This window comes from Georgenia sp. Z2081, assembly GCF_055326445.1.
In genome coordinates this window covers 89,327-110,166 of the sequence record NZ_JBUZNK010000006.1, presented here as the reverse complement: position 1 = coordinate 110,166, position 20,840 = coordinate 89,327, and the positions used below count along the sequence as shown (strand labels likewise).

The window sequence follows — 20,840 nt, the reverse complement described above, 5'->3', positions numbered from 1 at the left end:
ACCCGGTGCCCCTACCGATGCCGCGCACGCGGATCGTCACCGGGCGGGACGACCTCGAGGCGTGCTGGCGCATCCGGTGGGAGGTGTTCGTCGAGGAGCAGCACGTCCCCGGCGACGAGGAGATCGACGCGCTCGACACCGACCCCACCACCACGCACGTGCTCGCGACCGTCGACCGGGCCGGCGGCGAGGACCCGGTCGCGACGGCGCGTCTCCTGCCGGCGGGACCCGGGCTCGTACGGATCGGGCGGGTCGCCGTCCTGCGCGGCGCCCGCGGGACGGGGGCCGGACGCGCGGTCATGCAGGCACTGCACGACGTGGCGGTCGGTGAGCACCTGGGCCCGGACGGATCCGTCCGGGTGGACATCGAGGCGCAGGAGCACGCGATCGCGTTCTACGACCGGCTCGGGTACGAGCTGGTCTCGCAGCACCGGTACCTCGACGCCGGGATCTGGCACAAGGACATGGCACTCACGCTGCGGCACTGAGCCCGTCGGGGGTGGTGCGACCGCGACACGCCGGGACACGCCCTGACACGCCGGGGACCTCGCCGGTCGGGCGGATCGGGCCCCGAAGCGTCGGTGGGCGAACCTACGATCGTGGGTATGGCCTCGACCCCCGCGCAGCAGGACTTCGCCCACCTCCACGTCCACACCGACTACTCGATGCTCGACGGGGCGGCGAAGATCGAGGCGCTCGTCGACGAGGTCGAGCGGCAGGGGCAGAAGGCCGTCGCGATCACCGACCACGGATACGTGTTCGGGGCCTTCGAGCTCTACCGGGCCGCCACCGCGAAGGGCATCAAGCCGATCATCGGCGTCGAGGCGTACGTGACGCCCGGGACCTCGCGGTTCGACAAGAAGACGCGCGTGCGCTGGGGCGAGGACTGGCAGAAGGGCGAGGACGTGTCCGCGTCAGGCGCCTACACCCACCTGACCATGCTCGCCCGCACCACCGAGGGCATGCACAACCTCTTCCGGATGGCCTCCCACGCGTCGCTCGACGGGCAGATGGGCAAGTGGCCCCGTATGGACCGGGACCTGTTGCAGCAGTACGCGGCGGGCATGATCGCCTCCACCGGCTGCCCGTCCGGCGAGGTGCAGACGCGGCTCCGGCTCGGCCAGACCGAGGAGGCGGTCCGCGCCGCCGGTGAGCTCCAGGAGATCTTCGGCCGCGAGAACTTCTACGTCGAGATCATGGACCACGGCAACGACTTCGAGAAGAAGACGATGCCGCAGCTCTTCGAGCTCGCGAAGCGGATCGACGCGCCACTGCTCGCCACCAACGACTCGCACTACGTCACCGCCGAGCAGAAGTCCGTGCAGGACGCCATGCTCTGTCTCAACTCCGGCTCCACCCTGGACGACCCGAACCGCTTCAAGTTCGACGGCACGGGCTACCACCTGCGCTCGTCGAAGGACATGTGGAACCTGTTCGCCGACCACCCCGACGCCGTGCGGAACACGCTCCTGGTCGCCGAGCAGTGCGAGGTCACGTTCACGACCGCGGCCGACGGGGCCAACTTCATGCCCCGGTTCGACGTGCCGCCGGGGGAGGACGAGCACTCCTGGTTCGTCAAGGAGGTCGAGCGAGGCCTGCGCTACCGGTACCCGGACGGTATCCCGGCCCATGTCCGCACGCAGGCCGAGTACGAGGTCGGCGTCATCACGCAGATGGGTTTCCCCGGGTACTTCCTCGTGGTCGCCGACTTCATCAACTGGGCCAAGGAGAACGGGATCCGCGTCGGTCCGGGGCGTGGGTCCGGCGCCGGCTCGATGGTCGCGTACGCCATGCGCATCACCGACCTCGACCCGCTCGTCCACGGCCTCATCTTCGAGCGGTTCCTCAACCCGGACCGCGTGTCCATGCCGGACTTCGACGTCGACTTCGACGAGCGCCGGCGCGGTGAGGTCATCGACTACGTGGTGGACAAGTACGGCGACGACCGGGTCGCCCAGGTCGTCACCTACGGCGTCATCAAGTCCAAGCAGGCGCTCAAGGACTCCGCGCGCGTGCTCGGCTACCCGTTCGCGATGGGGGAGAAGCTCACCAAGGCGATGCCTCCCGCGGTCATGGCCAAGGACATCCCGTTGAAGGACATCCAGGACCCGCAGTCCAAGCGGTACGCAGAGGCCGGCGAGTTCCGGGGCGTGCTCAGCGCCGACCCCGAGGCCAACCGGGTCTACCAGATGGCCACCGGGCTGGAGGGAATGACCCGGCAGTGGGGCGTTCACGCCTGCGCCGTCATCATGTCCAGCACGGCGCTCACCGACGTCATCCCCGTCATGCGTCATCCACGCGACGGCTTCATCCTCACGCAGTTCGACTACCCCACGTGCGAGGGGCTCGGTCTGCTGAAGATGGACTTCCTCGGGCTGCGCAACCTCACCGTCCTCGACGACGCGATGACGAACATCGAGCTCAACGGCAAGGAGCAGGTCGACCTCGAGCACCTCGGGCTCGACGATGCCGGGACGTACCAGCTCCTCGCGCGTGGAGACAGCCTGGGAGTGTTCCAGCTCGACGGCGGCGGCATGCGGACGCTGCTGCGCCAGATGAAGCCGGACAACTTCGAGGACATCTCCGCCGTCGGCGCCCTCTACCGGCCCGGCCCGATGGGCGCGAACTCCCACACGAACTACGCGCTGCGCAAGAACGGGCAGCAGGCGATCAAGCCGATCCACCCCGAGCTCGAGGAGCCGCTGTCGGAGATCCTCGGGACCACGTACGGCCTCATCGTCTACCAGGAGCAGGTGATGGCGATCGCGCAGAAGGTCGCCGGGTACACGCTCGGACAGGCCGACCTCCTGCGGCGCGCGATGGGCAAGAAGAAGAAGGCGGAGCTGGACAAGCAGTTCGTCACCTTCGAGGCCGGGATGCTCGAGAGGGGCTACTCCGCGGCTGCGGTCAAGGCGCTGTGGGACGTGCTCCTGCCGTTCTCCGACTACGCGTTCAACAAGGCACACTCCGCCGCGTACGGCCTGGTCTCGTACTGGACCGCGTACCTCAAGGCACACTTCCCGGTCGAGTACATGGCGGCGCTCCTGACGAACTCGCAGGAGAACAAGGACCGGCTCGGGCTCTACCTGTCCGAGTGCCGGCACATGAACATCACGGTGCAGGCACCCGACGTCAACACCTCGGCCGCCGACTTCACGCCGGTCGGCGAGCAGATCAAGGTCGGTCTGGGTGCCATCCGCAACGTCGGGGCGAACGTCGTCAAGGGGATCATCGAGGCTCGTGAGGAGAAGGGCCGGTTCACGAGCTTCCAGGACTTCCTCGACAAGGTCCCCGCGGTGGTGTGCAACAAGCGCACGATCGAGTCGCTGATCAAGGCCGGGGCATTCGACACGCTCGGCAGCACCCGGCGTGCCCTGGTCGCCCGGCACGAGGAGGCCGTCGACGCGGTGGTGGACGTCAAGCGGAACGAGGCCGTCGGCCAGTTCGACCTGTTCGCCGCGGTGGAGGGTGCCGAGGCGAGCTTCGACATCGAGATCCCGGACCTGCCCGAGTGGGACAAGCGGGAGAAGCTCGCCTTCGAGCGGCACATGCTGGGCATGTACGTCTCCGACCACCCGCTCGCCGGGCTCGAGGGCTCCCTCGGTCAGCACGCGGACGCCGCCGTCTCCGACCTGCTCGCCGCCTCGGAGGACAACCCCGTGGACGGGCGCCGCATCACGCTGGCCGGGCTGGTCACCAGCGTCCAGCGCAAGCTGACCAAGCAGGGCAACCCGTGGGCGATCGCCACCTTGGAGGACCTGTCCGGCGAGATCGACGTGATGTTCTTCCCGCAGTCCTACATCGGGGTCTCGCACGCGCTGGCCGAGGACACGATCGTCTCCATCAAGGGGCGCGCCTCCGTACGCGACGAGCAGGTGCAGGTCGTCGCGGACTCCATGACGATCCCCACCCTGCAGGACGGGACCGGGCCGCTGTCGATCTTCCTGCCGGAGCACCGGATCCACCCGGCGATGGTCGACCGGCTCGGCCGGGTCCTCGGCGAGCACCCCGGATCGACCGAGGTGCGCGTGGTGGTCGAGAACTCCACCGTGCACACCGTCCTCTCGCTGTCGGACCGGTACCGGGTCTCGTCCTCCCCCGCCCTCTACGGCGACCTCAAGGCCCTCCTCGGGCCGGGCTGCCTGGGGACCGTGACGCCCGCATGAACGCGCCCCTGAGCGGCCTCGCGCCCCACGAGATCGGCAGCATCACCCGTGGGGAGGACGGTCGCACGGTGCTCGTGCAGCAGAGGATGTGGGCCGTCGAGCCCGCCACGCTGTGGGCCGCGCTCACCGACCCGCGGTACACGCCTGCGTGGCTCGGCGAGCTCGACGCCCCGCTGAGCGGGGCCGGGACGGTCCGGATCGATCACGGGGGCGGTGCGACGTCGGAGGTCGTCGTCCGGGACGTCGATCCGGGTCGGTCCGTGGACACGTCGTGGCGGACGACGGGCGAGGGGCGGGCCGACGTGCGGATCGAGATCGGCGAGCCGGCCGCGGCGCACTACCCGTCCTCGACCGGCTCGCCCGAGGTCGGGCGGGAGGTGGACGACGCACCCGTGCAGGTCCTGCTCACCCTCACCTACGCCTGCGACGACGAGGAGCAGGTGCGATCGGCCCTCGGCGGGTGGTTCGGCTTCCTCGACGCGCTGGGCGATCTCTTCGAGCAGGTGCCAGAGACCGGGGTCGGGTCCCCGGCGCTACGCGCGATCCAGCGTCTGGCGGCGGCCGTCGAGCTCGGCCGGATGCTGCCGGTCGGGTGAGAGGGACGGCCGGTCAGCCCTCCGAGCGGCCGTCGGCCACGACCCGGACCGACTCGACGCCGCTCGACCGGCGCACCTCGACGATCTCGCCGCCGGTGAGCTGACGGCCGCGCCGCAGCTCGGGCGCGCCGTCGACGAGGACGTCGCCGTCGGCCACGAGGGTGCGGGCGTCCGACCCGGTGTCGGCGATGCCGGACAGCTGCAGCAGCTGACCGAGGCGCACGGGCACGCGGACCGGGATGTCGGCGGGCTGGGCAGGCACGGGCCCATCGTCCCAGACGGATCGGCCCGTCATTCGCCGACGAGGCCGTCGACGGCCTCGCGGAGGAGGTCGGCGTGCCCGTTGTGCCGTGCGTACTCCTCGATCATGTGGACGAGGATCCAGCGCAGGCTGGGGGATCGCCCGTCGGGCCAGGTTCGCGCGGCCGGGTGGTCCAGTCCGCCGTCCCGGTAGGCGTCCTCGGCGGCGGTCCGCGCACGCGCGACGCTGCGGCCCCACAGGTGGCGGAGCACCGCGGGCTCGTCGTCGACGGCGGAGTCCCAGTCCCAGTCCGGGGTCGCCGACCAGTCGATCTCGGACCACGGCTGCCTGCGTGGTTCGTCGCGCAGCCACCGGCAGAACCAGTCGTCCTCGACGTAGGCGAGGTGCTTGAGGAGTCCCGCGAGGGTCATCGTGCTCGGAGGCAGCGTGCGTGCCAGGGCCTCGGCGCCGAGGCCGGAGGTCTTCCAACCGAGGGTCGCGCGCTGGAAGTCGAGGAAGCCGGTGAGGGTCTCCCACTCGTCGCCCTCCAGCGGCGGTTCGTGACGGCCCTGCTCGTCGATGTCGGTGGTCATGGCCCGGAGCGTACCGACGGCGCCGGGTGGCCCCCGCGCGCCGAGGTCGCGACCGATGCCTCGCAGGCGGCGTCCGTACGGCGATGTCCCGCGGCACCGCCGGGGCTCGCGCCCTAGGCTGAACGCATGCTGCGTCGAATCGACCTTCGGGGCCGCGCTCTCACGCGCGCCGCGCTGGCGGACACCCTGCCCCGGGCCGCCCTCGACGTCGAGGCGGCGGCCGCCGCCGTCGCGCCCGTCGTCGACGACGTCCGTGCCCGAGGTGCCGCCGCCGTGCGCGATGCGGCCGAGCGCTTCGACGGGGTCCGCCCCGATCACCTGCGGGTACCGGCCGAGGCGCTCGTCGACGCGCTCGACTCCCTGGACCCGGCGGTCCGCGAGGCCCTGTCCCGCTCGGCGGAGCACCTGCGCGCGGGCCACGCCGCGCAGGTCCCGGCCGACGTCACCACCGAGATCACTCCCGGCGGGCTCGTCCACCAGCGGTGGGTGCCCGTGCGTCGCGTCGGCCTCTACGTGCCCGGCGGCCTCGCGGTCTACCCCTCGAGCGTCGTGATGAACGTCGTCGCCGCCCAGGCCGCCGGCGTCGAGGAGCTCGTCGTCGCGTCCCCGCCGCAGGCGGACCGCGGTGGGCTGCCGCACCCGACGATCCTGGCCGCCTGCGCCCTCCTGGGGGTGACCGAGGTCTACGCCGCGGGCGGCGCCCAGGCGATCGCGCTCCTCGCATACGGCGCGGCGGGGGAGGAGGGCACGTCCGACGGCGAGGCGCTCGCCGAGCCCGTCGACGTCGTCACCGGGCCGGGGAACGTCTACGTCGCCGCCGCGAAGCGCCTCGTCCGCGGTGTCGTCGGTATCGACGCCGAGGCCGGCACCACGGAGATCGCCGTCGTCGCCGACGCGAGCGCGGACCCGCTGCACGTCGCCGCGGACCTGCTCAGCCAGGCCGAGCACGACCCGGCCGCCGCCAGCGTGCTCATCACGGACGACGAGGCGCTCGCCGACGCCGTCGAGCGCCACCTCACCGAGCTCGCGGCCTCGACACGGCACCACGAGCGCGTCGCCACGGCCCTCTCCGGTCCGCAGTCGGCGAGCGTCGTCGTCGACGACCTCGACCGTGCCGTGGCGGTCGCCGATGCGTACGCGGCCGAGCACCTCGAGATCCACACCGCCGACGCGCCGGCGGTCGCGCGCCGGATCCGCAACGCGGGCGCCATCTTCGTCGGCGGGTACTCGCCGGTGCCGCTGGGGGACTACCTCGCGGGCTCGAACCACGTGCTGCCCACGGGCGGGACGGCCCGGTTCACGGCCGGCCTGTCGGTCATGGCCTACCTCCGGCCGGTGCAGCTCGTCGAGTACTCCAAGGACGCGCTCGCGGCCGAGGCCCCCTACCTCAGGGCACTGGCCGAGGCGGAGGACCTCCCGGCACACGCGGACGCCGTCAACGTCCGCCGCTTCTCCGGCCGCTGACGGGGGCGGCCGAGCCCGCCGGTCGAGCCGAGCCCCGCTCACCGAACGGCTCCGCGGTCCGCGTCAGCGCACCCCGAGCACGAGCGGCACGACGGCGTCCGCGTCGGCGCGCCTGAGCATCCGCGCCGCGACCGTCAGCGTCCATCCGGAGTCGGTGGAGTCGTCCACGAGCAGCACGCGGCGACCGGGCAGTCCGGCGAGCGCGGCCTCGGACAGCCCCAGCTCGAGGCGGCGCACCACGGAGGCGAGCCTGCTCGCCGAGTTGACGTCGTGCCGACCCGGCTCGGTCCCCGGGGCGGGTGCCAGTGCGCCGACGACGGGCACCCCGAGCGTCTGCGAGACGTGCACGGCCAGGTCGCGCACGAGCTGCGGCCGCGTCGTGGAGTCCACCGCGACGATCCCGGCGACCGGATCGGTGCCGGCCGCCCATGCGGTGAGGGTCTGACGCAGCGGTCCCACGAGGTCGGCGGGCACCGGCCCGTCGCCCGCCGCCGGCCCGAGGGCGGTGCGCAGCGCGCCTGCGAGCCCGACGCCGTCGAGCCGACCCACGGCGACGCCGGTCTCGGCGCGCTCGCCCTCGGGGATCTTCCCGGACAGCTCGACGCCGAGCCGGGCCATCCCGGACGGCCACTGCCTGCGCGGCTCGATCTCGAGCCCGGGACGGTCCAGCCCGGCCCGCGCCTGCTCCGCCGCCCGCTCGTCGACGCCTGACGCCAGCTCCATGCCGCCGCACAGGTCGCACCGCCCGCACCGCCAGCCCTCGGCCAGGTCGGGGTCGTCGAGGTGGGCGCGCAGCACCGCCATCCGGCACTGCGGCGCCTCCAGACGCGCGTAGGCGAGCATCGCCTCGGCCTCCGTGCGCCGCGACTCCTCGACGCGCTCGTAGCGCTGCGCGTCGTAGGTCCAGGGTTGCCCGGTGCTCTCCCACCCGCCGCGCACCCGCTGCACGGCGCCGTCGACGTCGAGGACCTTGAGCATGGTCTCCAGCCGCGTGCGTCGCAGGTCGACGGCCGTCTCGAGCGCGGGCGTGGACTGCACGCCCTGCTCGGCGAGGACGTCCAGCACGGTGCGCACCGACTCCTCGGGCGGGAACGCGAGGGAGGCGAAGTACTGCCAGATCGCCCGGTCCTCGCGCCCCGGGAGGAGCACGACGTCGGCACGGTCGACGGCGCGGCCCGCACGCCCGACCTGCTGGTAGTAGGCCACCGGCGAGGACGGTGAGCCGAGGTGGACGACGAACGCCAGGTCCGGCTTGTCGAACCCCATCCCGAGCGCGGAGGTGGCGACGAGCGCCTTGACGCGGTTGTCCTTGAGGTCCGCCTCGAGCACCTCGCGCTCCGCCGGCTCCGTGCGTCCCGTGTAGGCGCGCACCTCGTGCCCGGCGCTGCGCAGCTGCTCGGCGACGGTGTGCGCGGCCGAGACGGTGAGCGCATAGATGATCCCCGACCCGTCCCAGGCGGGAAGTGCCCCCGCGAGCCAGGCGATCCGCGCCGCGTCGTCCGGCAGGTCGACGACGCCCAGGTGCAGCGCCGGCCGGTCGAGGCTGCCGCGCAGCACGAGCACGTCGTCCGCGCCGCCGAGCTGCTCCGCGACGTCGCGTGTGACGCGCGAGTTCGCCGTGGCGGTCGTCGCGAGCACGGGGACGCCGCCCGGAAGGTCGGCGAGCAGCGTGCGGATGCGCCGGTAGTCGGGACGGAAGTCGTGTCCCCAGTCGGAGATGCAGTGCGCCTCGTCGACCACGACGAGGCCCGCGTCCGCCGCGAGGCGCGGCAGCACCTGGTCGCGGAACTGCGGGTTGTTGAGCCGCTCCGGGCTCACCAGGAGCACGTCCACGGCGCCGCGGGCGATGTCGGCGTGCACCTCGTCCCAGTCCTGGACGTTGGTGGAGTTGAGGGTGACGGCCGTGATTCCCGCCCGCGAGGCCGCCGCGATCTGGTCGCGCATGAGCGCGAGCAGGGGCGAGACGATGACCGTCGGCCCGGCCCCGGCCAGGCGCCGCAGCGCGGTCGCCACGAAGTACACGGCCGACTTCCCCCAGCCGGTGCGCTGGACGACGAGCACGCGCCTCGACCCACCCACGAGCGCCTCGATCGCCCGCCACTGGTCCTCGCGCAGCGCCACGTCGTCGCGCCCCACGAGCGCGCGGAGCACGCCCTCGGCCCGGTCGCGCAGCTCGGTGAGGGCAGGAGCGGTCACGGCGGGGTCGGTCGAGATCATGCCGTCACGCTACGCACGACGCCGGACATCCGCGCCGCCGGTTCCCTGCCGACTGTGGACGCAGCGTCGGCCGCGGCACGTGTGGACCCCGCGGGCTTGCGCGCAGGTCCGACGCCCGTCAGGCGGGAGCGCCCACCACGAGCTCGCCGGCGGCCAGGGCGGCGGGCCGCACCGCCACGACGGCGTCCATCGGGATGGGGCCGTAGATGTGCGGGTACGCGGGCCCGGTGGGGTCGGCGGGGTCCGGTTCCTCGCGGATCTCGAGGCCGCACGAGCGCAGCACGTGCGCGTCGAGCACGAGCACCACCAGCGGCTCGGGGTCGTCCGCGTACAGTGCCGCGGCGACGCCGGCGAGCTGGTCGGGGTAGGAGCCGTGGATGAACCCGACGGACTCCAGCGTCGCGCCGCGGGTCGATACCCGGTACATCCCCGTCTCGCGCGCGTCAGCGAGGTCCGCCGCGTACGCCAGGTGCCAGATGTGCTCCACAGCAGCCAGGCTAGCCGCGCCGTCCGCGCCTGCTCAGGGGGCGAGGCGCACCTGATTCGTGAGACCGGACACCGCTAGCGGGCAAAGGTTGTGCCACGTCTCGATCCGAGCGTGGTCGGCGCCACCCCATGTGCTCCGGCCCACGTCCACGCCCGACCTCGAACCCCACGCCCGACGTCGAACCCCACGCCCGGTCCCCGCGGCTGAGACCGCGTGCCACGCGGGGGCGGGAGTTCCTACGATCGGGTGGTGAGCACGAGCCCGAGCACGAACCCCGGACCACCCCGGCTGCCGCTGCGCCCCGACCTGGCGGGCCTGAGCCCCTACGGTGCGCCGCGCATCGACGTACCGGTGATCCTCAACGTCAACGAGAACCCGTTCTCGCCGGCCCCCGAGGTGGCCCAGGACATCGCGCGCGCCGTCGGTGCGGCGGCGACGGGCCTCAACCGGTACCCGGACCGGGACTTCCCCGAGCTGCGCGAGCAGCTGGCCGCCTACCTCGCGGTCGAGTCCGGGGTCGAGCTGGGCCCGGAGCAGGTGTGGGCGGGCAACGGCTCGAACGAGGTCCTCCTCCACGTCCTCCAGGCCTTCGGCGGGACGGGCCGGACGCTGCTCACGGCCACGCCGAGCTATTCGATGTACCCCGAGTACGCGCGCGACACGCAGACGTCCTTCGTCACCGTGGACCGCGCCGCGGACTTCACCGTCGACCTCGAGGCCACCCGTGCCGCCATGACGGAGCACCGTCCGGCGGTGCTCGTCCTCGCCAGCCCGAACAACCCCACGGGAACGGCGCTGGCCGACCGGGACCTCGTCGCGCTGCTCGACCACGCACGGACCACCGGCCCCGCCGCCGACGCCTCCACCGGACCGGCCGTCGGCGCCCCCACCAGCGGCGACGGCAGCACCACCGCGACCGTCGTGGTGATCGACGAGGCCTACGGCGAGTTCCGTCGCGAGGGCACCCCTTCGGCGCTCGAGCTCCTCGCCGACCACCCGCACCTCGCGGTCGCGCGCACCATGTCGAAGGCCTTCGGGATGGCGGGCCTGCGACTGGGCTACCTCGCCGCGGCCCGCGAGCTGATCGACCACCTGCGCGTCGTCCGCCTGCCCTACCACCTGTCCGCGATCACGCAGGCGGCGGCGCTCGCCGCCCTCGCGCACCGCGACTCGCTCATGGGGCAGGTCAAGCTCCTGCGCGACGAGCGCGACGCCCTCGTCGACCACCTGCGCGGCCGCGGGCTCGAGGTCGTCGAGTCGGACGCGAACTTCGTCATGTTCGGCCGCTTCGAGGACCGCCACGCGGTGTGGGACGCTCTGGTGGCCAGGGGCGTCCTCATCCGCGAGGTCGGCCCGCAGGGGATGCTGCGCGTGTCGGTCGGCACGCCCGAGGAGAACGTCCGCTTCCGGGCGGCGTTGGAAGAGGTGCTGTCATGAGCAGGACGGGACGCGTCGAGCGCACGACGTCCGAGTCGGAGGTTCTCGTCGAGCTCGACCTCGACGGCGAGGGGCGGACGGAGATCTCCACGTCGGTGCCGTTCTACGACCACATGCTCACCGCCCTGGGCAAGCACTCGGGGATGGACCTCACGGTGCGCGCGACCGGGGACATCGAGATCGACGTGCACCACACGGTCGAGGACGTGGCGATCAGCCTCGGCCAGGCGCTGCGTCAGGCGCTCGGCGACAAGGTCGGCCTCACGCGGTTCGCGGACGCGACCGTGCCGCTCGACGAGGCGCTCGCCCACGTCGTCGTCGACGTCTCCGGCCGGCCGTACTGCGTGCACACGGGAGAGTCCGAGGCGCAGGCGATGCACCTGATCGGCGGCCACTTCACGGGCTCGCTCACGCGGCACGTCTTCGAGTCGGTCGCGCACCACGCGGCGATCTGCCTGCACGTGCGCGTGCTCGCCGGCCGCGACCCGCACCACGTCGTCGAGGCGCAGTTCAAGGCCTTCGCCCGGGCGCTGCGCGAGGCGGTGGCGATCGACCCCCGCGTGACGGGCGTGCCGTCGACGAAGGGCGCGCTGTGAGCGTGCCCGGCGCTCCGGAGCGGCTCGCGATCGTGCTCACGCCGTTCGCCCGGCCCGACGTCGTCGCGGCCGCGTGCCGCCAGCTCGGCATGACGGACGCCGTGGCGGTGCCGTCGCGCTCCGGCGTCGTCGTGACCCGGCCGCTGCCGGCGAGGGTGGAGCACACCGACTGGGACATCTCCGAGCTGCTGGGCGACGCCAGCGCGTCCGGCGCGACCGCGTCCGACCCGACGATCCCGGACAGCCCGGAAGCCTTGGACGCTCCGGGCGTTCCGGCCGGCGCAGGTACACCGGAGGCCGGCGGGACCATGGGGACCAGCGAGACCGCCGGCACCCCTGGGGCCACTGGCTCCAACGCGACCAGCCCTGACGCCCCCGCTGCCGACGAGATCACCGCCGACGAGATCACCGCGGACGACGCGGTGACCGCCGCCCACCGGCCCGAGCCGAGCGAGAACGCGGGCGAGGAGCTCGCGACGGCGATGTCGACGATCACGCGCCGCGGCGTCGTGCTCGTCCAGGCCGATCTCGGGGTCGACTCGGGCCTCGAGTCCGGTCTTGCCGGGCACCTGGTCGCCCGCGAGTGGACGGCCGGCGAGCCCGGCAATGACGTCGCGCCGGGCCTGCTGCTGGCGAACGCCGACGACGTCGTCGAGGACATCGTCCTCGGCCGTCGTGCGCCCGACGAGATCCCGGGCGCCGTGCGCGCGATCGACGTCACGGGGCGCGGCCCGAAGCGCCGCCTGTTCGGCCGGGGAGGCTGAGTGGGCACCGACCGGCCCGGCGTCGTCGTCCTCGACTACGGCTCCGGCAACGTGCGCTCCGCCGTGCGCGCCCTCGAGCGCGCGGGCGCCGACGTCGCGCTCACGGCCGACCCGGCCCACGTCGAGGCGGCCGACGGCGTCGTCGTCCCCGGTGTCGGCGCGTTCGCCGCCGTCATGGACCAGCTCCGCGCGGTCGACGCGCCGCGCCTGCTCGACCGGCGTCTCGCCGGCGGGCGCCCGGTGCTCGGCATCTGCGTCGGCCTGCAGGTGCTGTTCGAGGCGGGCACCGAGCACGGTGTCCGGGCCGACGGGCTGGCCCAGTGGCCCGGCGAGGTCACGCGCCTGCCCGCGGAGGTCGTCCCGCACATGGGCTGGGCGACGGTGACGCCGCCCGCCGGCAGCCGCCTGTTCGCCGGCGTCGAGCACGAGCGGTTCTACTTCGTGCACTCCTACGGGGTGCTCACCGACCCGGCCGCGCCGTTCGCCGACGGCCGCACCACCCCGCCACAGGTCACCTGGTCCGAGCACGGCGCGCCCTTCGTGGCCGCCGTCGAGAACGGCCCGCTGACCGCGACCCAGTTCCACCCCGAGAAGTCCGGCGACGCCGGCGCGCACCTCCTGCGCACCTGGGTGGACCAGCTCGGAGGATCCCGATGACCACGCCCGACCCGGCGACTCCCGCTCCCGCCCCCGCGGCGCCCACCGCCTCAGCTCCCGGCGACCGGGCCACCTCGTCCACCGGCCAGGCGCCACCGCTCGTCCTGCTGCCCGCGGTCGACGTGGTCGACGGCCGCGCGGTCCGGCTCGTCCAGGGCGAGGCCGGCTCGGAGACGGAGTACGGCGAGCCCGCCGACGTCGCTGGCCGCTTCGTCGCCGACGGCGCAACCTGGATCCACCTGGTCGACCTCGACGCCGCGTTCGGGCGCGGCTCGAACCACGAGCTGCTCGGCCGGATCGTCGGCGAGCTCGGCGTCTCGGTCGAGCTCTCCGGCGGGATCCGCGACGACGCGTCGCTCGCCCGCGCCCTCGACGCCGGTGCCACGCGCGTCAACCTCGGCACCGCCGCGCTCGAGAACCCGACGTGGACGAGCCGCGTCATCGCCGAGCACGGCGAGAAGGTCGCGGTGGGACTCGACGTCCGCGGGACCACGCTCGCGGCCCGGGGCTGGACCGAGGACGGCGGCGACCTGTGGGACGTGCTCGACCGCCTGGAGGCCGACGGCTGCTCCCGCTACGTCCTCACCGACGTGACGAAGGACGGGACCCTGCAGGGACCGAACCTCGATCTCCTCGCCCGGGTGGCCGCGCGCACCGACGCCCCGGTCGTGGCGTCCGGCGGCATCTCGAGCCTGTCGGACCTCGCGGCCCTGCGCGAGCTCGTGCCGGTCGGCGTCGAGGGTGCGATCGTCGGCAAGGCGCTGTACGCCGGCGCGTTCACGCTCCCCGAGGCGCTCGAGGTGGCGGGTCGGGCATGAGCGAGATCGTCCCCGGGTCCGGCCGGCGCCCGACGGAGCTCTCGGACTCCGCGGGACAGGCGTGGGCGGGCCGCATGCTCAGGGCGAACCCGTTCGCCGGCGACGACGGCTCCGTCACCGAGTCCATGGCGGCTGCCCTGGCACAGACCGACCCGGCACGGCGCATCGTCGACGTCGTGGCCGAGCTGCGCACCGGGCGCGTGCTCGTGCCCGTGGTCGCCCACGACCACCCGGGCCGGGAGGCCGGCGAGGTCGCGCGGCACGAGAAGCAGATCTCCGGCGACGCCCAGGCCGACGCCGTGGCGTCGGCCGCGTCCGTCACCGTGGCGACCCCGGACGGACGGGCCGCGCTCCCGGCCTTCTCGAGCTACGACGCCATGCGGGCGTGGGACCCGGCGGCGCGGCCGGTCCCGGTCGAGGGGACCCGGGCCGCGGCCTCGGCCACGCAGACCCCGGACCAGATCCTCGTGCTCGACCCGGCCTCGGACCGCCCGGTGCTCGTCGGCCGGCCGGCCGTCGGGGCCGTCGCGGCCGGCGAGGACTGGGTGCCGCCCTGGGAGGACGAGGAGCTGCCGACGGCGATCACGTCCGCCCTGCGCGGCTCGTCCGACATCCTCGGCGTCCGGCTCGAGGCGGGCGTGCGGGCCGAGCTGCGGGTGGTGCTCGCGGTACGGCCCGGGTTCGACCGCGCCGGCCTCGAGGCCGAGCTCGCGCGCGTGTCCACCCGGCTGGGCGAGCTCGAGGAGCTGCGCCACCGGGTCGACTCCCTCGAGCTGTACCCGGCGCTCGTCGCCGAGTAGCGCTGCGGCCCGAGCAGCGATCGTCGCCGGGCAGCGCTCCGCCCGAGACGCACGGCACGTGCCCCACCACTGGGGCGCGGCGCCGGCTCCTGCTAGAGTGGGTGGCTGACCGGCCGGTACCGTCCGCGGCACCGGCGAGCAAGCGGAGAGATCCCACCTTGGCACCCCTGGGGTACCGGGTATCTGGTCGGGCGGGGCATGGTGTCTCGTCCACGTGCGTAGCTGCGCACACCCAGGCCTCCGCGCTCTTGCGTCGGAGGCCTTTCTCGTGGCTCCTGACGGTCGGTCTCGGCCCATCCACGATCAAGGAGCTCAGCATCAGCGAGACCCGTATCAACGACCGTATCCGCGTCCCCGAGGTCCGACTCGTGGGTCCTGGCGGAGAGCAGGTCGGCGTCGTCCGCGTGGAGGACGCCCTTCGGCTTGCCCAGGAGGCGGACCTCGACCTCGTCGAGGTGGCCCCCGACGCGCGACCGCCGGTCGCGAAGCTCATGGACTACGGCAAGTTCAAGTACGAGTCGGACGTGAAGGCGCGTGACGCCCGCCGCAAGCAGGCGAACACGATGCTCAAGGAGATCCGCTTCCGCCTGAAGATCGACGCCCACGACTACGAGACCAAGAAGGGTCACGTCGTGCGCTTCCTCGAGGGCGGCGACAAGGTCAAGGTCATGATCATGTTCCGCGGCCGCGAGCAGTCGCGCCCGGAGATGGGGATCCGGCTGCTCCAGCGGCTCGCGGAGGACGTCGAGGACCTCGGTTCCGTCGAGTCCGCCCCGCGCCAGGACGGCCGCAACATGACGATGGTCATCGGTCCGCACCGGAAGAAGTCCGAGGCGCACACCGAGCAGCTGAAGAAGCGTGCGGCCGAGAAGGAGGCCCGGAAGGCGTCCTCCGAGGAGCACAAGGGCGAGAAGAAGCAGGCCGAGGCCGCGAGGCCGGCCGCCCAGGCGCCGGCCGCCGCGCCCGACGCCCCGGTCATCGAGGCTCCGGTCTTCGCCAAGGCCCCGCCGTCGGAGCGGACCTCGGCCCCGGCGCGCCCCGCGTCGACGGGTGCCCCGCGCTCGTCGGGCCCGTCGCGCTCGTCGTCGGGCACGCGCCCCGCGAGCTCCGGTCGCCCGTCGTCCGGCTCCTCGCGCCCGTCGTCGGGCACGTCCCGTCCGGCCTCGTCCGCGAGCGGCTCGGCCCGTCCGGCGTCGGGCTCGCCCCGCCCGGCCTCGAGCTCGAGCGGGTCCGCCCGCCCGGCCTCGTCCACGAGCGGGTCCGCCCGCCCGGCGTCGTCGGGCTCGTCGACGACGCCCGCCCCGTCGACCGGCACCACGCCGGCCTCGACGCCCACGCCCGCAGCATCGCCGGCCACCACCGCCAGGCCGGCCGCTGCACCCAAGCCGGGAGCGCCGAAGCCGTCGGCGACGCCCCGGCCGGCCGCGCCGAGGCCGAGCGCCCCCAAGGCGTCGGCCTAGCGTCCAGCAAGGAACGTCCGACGGCCGTCAGGTCCCGGGAGCACAGTTACGTCGCGCGAGGGCGCGACCGAGAGGGAAGCATGCCGAAGAACAAGACGCACTCCGGTGCGAAGAAGCGGTTCCGGGTCACCGGTTCCGGCAAGATCATGCACGAGCGCACGCGCAAGGTGCACAAGTTCGCCGAGCGGTCGCGCCGCCAGGTCCGTCGCCTGTCCAACGACGGCGAGATCACCGGCGGCGACGCCAAGAACGTCAAGAAGATGCTCGGCCTGTAAGGCCTGAGCAGAGGTTGAGGAGCACCTGACATGGCACGTGTGAAGCGGGCGGTCAACGCCCACAAGAAGCGCCGCTCGACCCTCGAGAAGGCATCGGGATACCGCGGACAGCGCTCGCGGCTCTACCGCAAGGCGAAGGAGCAGGTCCTCCACTCGGAGACCTACGCCTTCCGCGACCGCAAGGCGCGCAAGGGTGACTTCCGTCGTCTGTGGATCCAGCGGATCAACGCCGCGGTACGCGCCGACGGCCTGACGTACAACCGGTTCATCCAGGGCCTCAAGGCCGCAGGCGTCGAGGTCGACCGCCGCATGCTCGCCGAGCTCGCGGTCTCCGACCCGGCCGCGTTCTCCGCCCTCGTCGAGGTGGCCAAGAAGGCTCTGCCGGCCGACGTCAACGCGCCGGCGGCCTGACCTGACGCCGAACGGCACCGGTCGCTCCGAGCGCCCGGACACGCTGCTGACCAACCCCCGCTCCGAGCGGGTGCGGAGGGTCGCGGCGCTGTCCGGGCGCTCGTCGCGTTCCCGGTACCGCCAGTTCCTCGTCGAGGGTCCGCAGGCCGTGCGGGAGCTCGTGCGTTTCGCCCCCGGCCGGGTCCGGGACGTCTACGTGGCCCAGGACGCCGCGCTCACGCACCACGACGTCGTCGAGGCGGCGATCGGCGCGGGCCTCCACCTGCACGAGGCGACCGCCGAGGTCGTCCGCGCGATGAGCGCCGACGCGCAGGGCGTGCTCGCGGTCGCCGACGTCGTGGGCACCGAGCCCGCCACGACGCCGGACCTCACCTCCGTTGTCGCGTCCGGTCCGTCCCTGGTCGCTGTGCTGGTCGCGGCCGGTGACCCCGGCAACGCCGGGACCGTCATCCGTTCCGCGGACGCCGCCGGCGCCGACGCCGTGCTCCTGGGTGCGGGCAGCGTCGAGGTGACGAACCCCAAGGTGGTGCGGGCGACCGCGGGGTCACTCTTCCACCTTCCCGTGGTGGGTGGTCTCGAGATCGATGAGGCTGTTGCCGAGCTGCGCGCGGCCGGACTGCAGGTCCTCGCTGCCGACGGCGCGGGGGAGTGGGATCTCGACGAGCTGGCGGACCGTGCCCTGGCGCGGGCGCACGGGCTGCAGCTGTCCGTCGAGGGCGAGCTCGCCGCGACCGACCTGCTGGCGCCCGACCTCGCGGTGCCCACGGTCTGGCTGCTCGGCAACGAGGCGCACGGTCTGACCCGCGCCCAGCGCGAGCTCGCCGACGCCGTCGTCCGCGTCCCCGTCCACGGCCGGGCCGAGTCCCTCAACCTCGCCACCGCCGCCGCGCTGTGCCTCTACGCCAGCGCCCGGGCCCAGCGCCGCGAGGTCTGAGGGCCTCCTCGCGTCCGGCGCCCTACACGAGCGGCGGCGTAGCCCCGACGTCGTAGACGAGCCGGGCGCCTTCGCCCTCGACCCGGACACCCTCGGTCGGCCGGTGCTCGGCGTTCCGTCCGCCCGGCATGAGGTGCGTGACCGCCACGCCGCGCACGAGCACGAGGTGGTCGGCGAGCAGCCGGCGATGGCACCGCCACCACACAGACTCGCTGCACATCACCGCGGTCGTCGCCTCGTTCGCGAGGCCGAGCAGTGTCTCCACGCCGCCGAGGAACTCCGGGGTCTCCATGTGGTCCGCGTAGGCGCGGAACGACTCGTGCCGGAGTGCCACGTGCCGGGTGTCCGGCACCGGTCGACGCCGACCGCCGAGCGCCTTGGCCCAGCGGTACTCGATGCCGCCGTCGGGCACCCACGCCGCCATCTCGGTCCGGCCGAACTGCGGGTTCCTCCGGCTGCCGGGGAACGAGCGGATGTCGACGAGCCGCGTGACGCCCGCTCCGGTCAGCAGCCCGAGCAGCTCCTCAGCACTCTGCCGCCCGTGCCCGACGGTCAGCACACTGGTCATCCGTCCAGGGTAAGCACGGTGGGTGATGGTCTGCCGTGTGATGCCGTGAACCGGAGCGCCTTCACTGGTCGCCGCCGGGAGGGGCGCCCACGCTGGTGGCCGTCAGGAGCGACGTTCCCACTCGATCGTGTGGCGGAAGCCGAGCCGACGCCGCATGCGTGCGCCAGGCAGCACCCGACCGACGACGGCGCGCAGCTCGTCGTAGGGCATCGTCGGCTCGGCGGTCGGGACGTCGTCGTCCAGGTGGTGCAGGACCGCAATCATGGTGACGACGTCGTACGGCCCGTCCAGCGCGCCGAGCCGCGAGTCGACGATCTGGACGTTCGTCAGCCCTGCGCAGCGTTCGGTCGCCTGCCGTCGCATCTCGGCGTCGACGTCGGTCCCCGTGACGTCCCCGACGCGGGCGGCGAGTGTCCGGAGGAGCCGACCCTGTCCGCAGCCCACGTCCAGTGCGCGTGGTCTGTTGCGTGGAAGGCGGCGCACGATCCAGGGGTGGAAGTGGTCGTTGTGGCTCCACGGATGTCGGGCGTTGACCGCTGCGAGTGCGCGCGAGACCCGCCGGACGAGGGGATTCGCGGATGCTCGCACGTCGAACCGACGCGATGCCGCGGCGTCACCCCGGGCCGCGTCGTCGTCGCTCATCGCTGGCGAGCGACCCGTCCCTCGTCCCACACGGGCTCCGTGGTCTCGCGCACGGTGCCGTCGGCCCCGAGCACGAGGAACCGGTCGAAGCTCCGGGCGAACCACCGGTCGTGCGTCACCGCCACCACGGTGCCCTCGAACGAGGCCAGAGCCTCCTGCAGGGCCTCGGCCGAGTGGAGGTCGAGGTTGTCGGTCGGCTCGTCGAGCAGCAGCAGGGTCGCGCCGGACAGCTCGAGCAGGAGGATCTGGAAGCGTGCCTGCTGGCCGCCGGAGAGTGAGTCGAAGGTCTGCTCGGCGGACCGCGCGAGCCCGTAGCGGTCGAGCGCCCGCGCCGCGAGATCGCGGGGTCGCCCGGCGCGGTGCTGGTCCCCGCGGTGGAGGATCTCCACCAGCGTCCGGCCGTGCAGCGCCGGCTGGTCGTGGGTCTGGGCGAACCAGCCCGGCCGCACGCGTGATCCGAGGCGCGCCGTACCGGTGTGCGCGACGGGTGGTACGACCGTGTCGCCCACCGGGAGGTGCTCCTTCTCCGGCGTCGTGCCGCCCCCGGCGAGGATGCGCAGGAGGTGGGACTTGCCCGACCCGTTCGAACCGAGGACGGCCACGCGCTCGCCGAACCAGATCTCGGCGTCGAAGGCGTCCATGAGCGGTCGCGTGCCCGAGGCGTCCCCGGGGTCGAGCAGCGCCAGGGACTCGGTGACGATCGCCCGCTTGGCGGTGCGCCCGCCGACGAGCCGCATCCGTACGTCCTGCTCGATCGACACCCTCTCCGGCGGACCGGCGACCTCGAACCGTTCGAGGCGCGTGACGGCGGCGGAGTACCGGGAGGACATGTCCGAGTTGTATGCGGCCTTCTGCTTGTACATCTGCATGAGGCGGCGGAGCTTCGTGCGCTCCTCCTCCCAGCGCTTGAGCTGCTCGGCAAGGTCGGCGTTGCGGGCCTCGCGGGCCTCGTGCCAGGTCGCGAACGAGGCCGGGTGCGTCCAGGCGACCGCGCCGGCGGCGCCGGGCTCGAGCGTGACGACGGCGGTCGTCGTGGCCGCGAGGAGCTCGCGGTCGTGGCTGACGAGGAGGACGGACTTCGACGAGGTGCGCAGCCGGTCCTCGAGCCACATCTTGGCGGGTACGTCGAGGAAGTTGTCCGGCTCGTCGAGGACGAGGATGTCGGCGGGGCCGGAGAGCATCGCCTCGAGGACGAGGCGCTTCTGCTCGCCGCCGGACAGCGAGGCGGCGTCGCGCCAGCGCGCCCGCTCGTAGGGGAGGCCGAGTGCCTGTGTGCAGACGGTGTCCCACACGGTCGTCTCGAACTCGTACCCGCCGGCGTCGCCCCAGTCGGACAGGGCCTGGGCGTAGGCCATCTGGGCGGGCTCGTCGTCGATCTCCATGACGGCGAGCTCGGCGTCGTCGAGCGCCTGGGCGGTCGCCCGGATCCGTTCGGGCGCGACGCCGAGGAGCAGGTCCCGCACGGTGGACCCGTCGCCGGCGCGGCCGACGAGCTGGCTCATGTGCGAGATGGCGCCCTGGCGGGTGATCGCGCCGTCCTGCATGTCGAGGTCGCCCGTGACGAGGCGCACGAGCGTGGTCTTCCCGGTCCCGTTCGGCCCGACGAGCGCCACTCGCGCACCGTCCCCGACGGCGAAGCTCACCTCGTTGAGCAGGGGACGCCCGTCGGGCAGGGCGTAGGTGATGCCGGCGACGTCGAGATGGGCCATGCTCA

Annotated in this window: 21 protein-coding genes; 14 read left to right on the top strand and 7 right to left on the bottom strand. The window is 73.4% G+C overall.

Annotated elements, in window-relative coordinates:
* Positions 1–17 precede the first annotated feature (17 nt).
* The 3 genes from ACZLKG_RS09875 to ACZLKG_RS09865 all read left to right on the top strand — a co-directional run bounded on the left by ACZLKG_RS09875 (position 18) and on the right by ACZLKG_RS09865 (position 4,762).
* Positions 18–488: a GNAT family N-acetyltransferase gene (locus ACZLKG_RS09875; protein WP_425708685.1), complete on the top strand. Its 471-nt coding sequence runs from the start codon at positions 18–20 to the stop codon at positions 486–488.
* Between the two features lie 117 nt (positions 489–605).
* The gene (gene dnaE, locus ACZLKG_RS09870; protein WP_425708684.1) at positions 606–4,166 is read left to right on the top strand and encodes a DNA polymerase III subunit alpha; all 3,561 of its coding nucleotides are present in this window, start codon (positions 606–608) and stop codon (positions 4,164–4,166) included.
* Positions 4,163–4,762, top strand: a complete 600-nt coding sequence (locus tag ACZLKG_RS09865) for an SRPBCC domain-containing protein (RefSeq protein WP_425708683.1) — start codon at positions 4,163–4,165, stop codon at positions 4,760–4,762. The genes dnaE and ACZLKG_RS09865 overlap by 4 nt, the downstream gene beginning before the upstream one ends.
* Before the next feature lie 13 nt (positions 4,763–4,775).
* On the opposite strand, the gene ACZLKG_RS09860 is transcribed toward ACZLKG_RS09865, so the two are convergent.
* Together ACZLKG_RS09860 and ACZLKG_RS09855 are read right to left on the bottom strand one after the other, a co-directional pair.
* On the bottom strand, positions 4,776–5,024 hold the full coding sequence (locus tag ACZLKG_RS09860; protein ID WP_425708682.1) for an RNA-binding S4 domain-containing protein: 249 nt from the start codon (positions 5,022–5,024) through the stop codon (positions 4,776–4,778).
* Positions 5,025–5,053: 29 nt separating this feature from the next.
* Positions 5,054–5,596, bottom strand: coding sequence for a DinB family protein (locus ACZLKG_RS09855; protein WP_425708681.1), 543 nt, complete (start codon positions 5,594–5,596; stop codon positions 5,054–5,056).
* 126 nt (positions 5,597–5,722) lie between these two features.
* On the opposite strand from ACZLKG_RS09855, the gene hisD reads away from it, so the two are divergent.
* Complete coding sequence (gene hisD, locus ACZLKG_RS09850; RefSeq protein ID WP_425708680.1) at positions 5,723–7,060, top strand: histidinol dehydrogenase; 1,338 nt, start codon at positions 5,723–5,725, stop codon at positions 7,058–7,060.
* 63 nt (positions 7,061–7,123) lie between these two features.
* Here the strand turns inward: hisD and ACZLKG_RS09845 are convergent, their stop codons facing one another.
* Both ACZLKG_RS09845 and ACZLKG_RS09840 read right to left on the bottom strand, forming a co-directional pair.
* Positions 7,124–9,277 carry a RecQ family ATP-dependent DNA helicase gene (locus ACZLKG_RS09845; protein ID WP_463648631.1) on the bottom strand — a complete coding sequence of 718 codons (2,154 nt, stop codon included), beginning with the start codon at positions 9,275–9,277 and terminating at the stop codon, positions 7,124–7,126.
* A gap of 118 nt (positions 9,278–9,395) precedes the next feature.
* The gene (locus ACZLKG_RS09840) at positions 9,396–9,764 is read right to left on the bottom strand and encodes a DUF952 domain-containing protein (protein WP_425708678.1); all 369 of its coding nucleotides are present in this window, start codon (positions 9,762–9,764) and stop codon (positions 9,396–9,398) included.
* 249 nt (positions 9,765–10,013) lie between these two features.
* Between ACZLKG_RS09840 and ACZLKG_RS09835 the strand changes: the two genes are divergently transcribed.
* The 10 genes from ACZLKG_RS09835 to ACZLKG_RS09790 all read left to right on the top strand — a co-directional run bounded on the left by ACZLKG_RS09835 (position 10,014) and on the right by ACZLKG_RS09790 (position 17,916).
* Positions 10,014–11,201 carry a histidinol-phosphate transaminase gene (locus ACZLKG_RS09835; RefSeq protein WP_463648630.1) on the top strand — a complete coding sequence of 396 codons (1,188 nt, stop codon included), beginning with the start codon at positions 10,014–10,016 and terminating at the stop codon, positions 11,199–11,201.
* Positions 11,198–11,797 (top strand): imidazoleglycerol-phosphate dehydratase HisB, encoded by a 600-nt coding sequence (gene hisB, locus ACZLKG_RS09830; protein ID WP_463648629.1) that lies wholly within the window; start codon positions 11,198–11,200, stop codon positions 11,795–11,797. Before ACZLKG_RS09835 ends, hisB begins: the two co-directional genes overlap by 4 nt.
* The gene (locus ACZLKG_RS09825) at positions 11,794–12,561 is read left to right on the top strand and encodes a hypothetical protein (RefSeq protein ID WP_425708675.1); all 768 of its coding nucleotides are present in this window, start codon (positions 11,794–11,796) and stop codon (positions 12,559–12,561) included. Before hisB ends, ACZLKG_RS09825 begins: the two co-directional genes overlap by 4 nt.
* Positions 12,562–13,218, top strand: a complete 657-nt coding sequence (hisH, locus tag ACZLKG_RS09820; protein ID WP_425708674.1) for an imidazole glycerol phosphate synthase subunit HisH — start codon at positions 12,562–12,564, stop codon at positions 13,216–13,218.
* Entirely contained in the window at positions 13,215–14,036 is an 822-nt protein-coding gene (gene priA / locus ACZLKG_RS09815; RefSeq protein ID WP_463648628.1) for a bifunctional 1-(5-phosphoribosyl)-5-((5-phosphoribosylamino)methylideneamino)imidazole-4-carboxamide isomerase/phosphoribosylanthranilate isomerase PriA, read from the top strand. The genes hisH and priA overlap by 4 nt, the downstream gene beginning before the upstream one ends.
* The gene (locus ACZLKG_RS09810) at positions 14,033–14,836 is read left to right on the top strand and encodes an SseB family protein (protein ID WP_463648627.1); all 804 of its coding nucleotides are present in this window, start codon (positions 14,033–14,035) and stop codon (positions 14,834–14,836) included. The genes priA and ACZLKG_RS09810 overlap by 4 nt, the downstream gene beginning before the upstream one ends.
* 368 nt (positions 14,837–15,204) lie before the next feature.
* The gene (infC, locus tag ACZLKG_RS09805; RefSeq protein WP_425708671.1) at positions 15,205–16,296 is read left to right on the top strand and encodes a translation initiation factor IF-3; all 1,092 of its coding nucleotides are present in this window, start codon (positions 15,205–15,207) and stop codon (positions 16,294–16,296) included.
* Between the two features lie 80 nt (positions 16,297–16,376).
* Positions 16,377–16,571 carry a 50S ribosomal protein L35 gene (rpmI, locus tag ACZLKG_RS09800; protein WP_425708670.1) on the top strand — a complete coding sequence of 65 codons (195 nt, stop codon included), beginning with the start codon at positions 16,377–16,379 and terminating at the stop codon, positions 16,569–16,571.
* A gap of 30 nt (positions 16,572–16,601) precedes the next feature.
* Positions 16,602–16,982 (top strand): 50S ribosomal protein L20, encoded by a 381-nt coding sequence (gene rplT / locus ACZLKG_RS09795; RefSeq protein WP_425708669.1) that lies wholly within the window; start codon positions 16,602–16,604, stop codon positions 16,980–16,982.
* Positions 16,983–17,052: 70 nt separating this feature from the next.
* On the top strand, positions 17,053–17,916 hold the full coding sequence (locus tag ACZLKG_RS09790; protein WP_425708668.1) for a TrmH family RNA methyltransferase: 864 nt from the start codon (positions 17,053–17,055) through the stop codon (positions 17,914–17,916).
* A 22-nt stretch (positions 17,917–17,938) separates the two neighbouring features.
* Here the strand turns inward: ACZLKG_RS09790 and ACZLKG_RS09785 are convergent, their stop codons facing one another.
* From ACZLKG_RS09785 to ACZLKG_RS09775, 3 genes are all read right to left on the bottom strand, one after another.
* A complete protein-coding gene (locus tag ACZLKG_RS09785; RefSeq protein WP_425708667.1) occupies positions 17,939–18,484 on the bottom strand; it encodes a DUF488 domain-containing protein in 546 nt (181 codons plus the stop codon).
* Between the two features lie 102 nt (positions 18,485–18,586).
* On the bottom strand, positions 18,587–18,967 hold the full coding sequence (locus tag ACZLKG_RS09780; protein WP_463648625.1) for a class I SAM-dependent methyltransferase: 381 nt from the start codon (positions 18,965–18,967) through the stop codon (positions 18,587–18,589).
* A 155-nt stretch (positions 18,968–19,122) separates the two neighbouring features.
* The gene (locus ACZLKG_RS09775) at positions 19,123–20,835 is read right to left on the bottom strand and encodes an ABC-F family ATP-binding cassette domain-containing protein (protein WP_463648624.1); all 1,713 of its coding nucleotides are present in this window, start codon (positions 20,833–20,835) and stop codon (positions 19,123–19,125) included.
* Positions 20,836–20,840 lie beyond the last annotated feature (5 nt).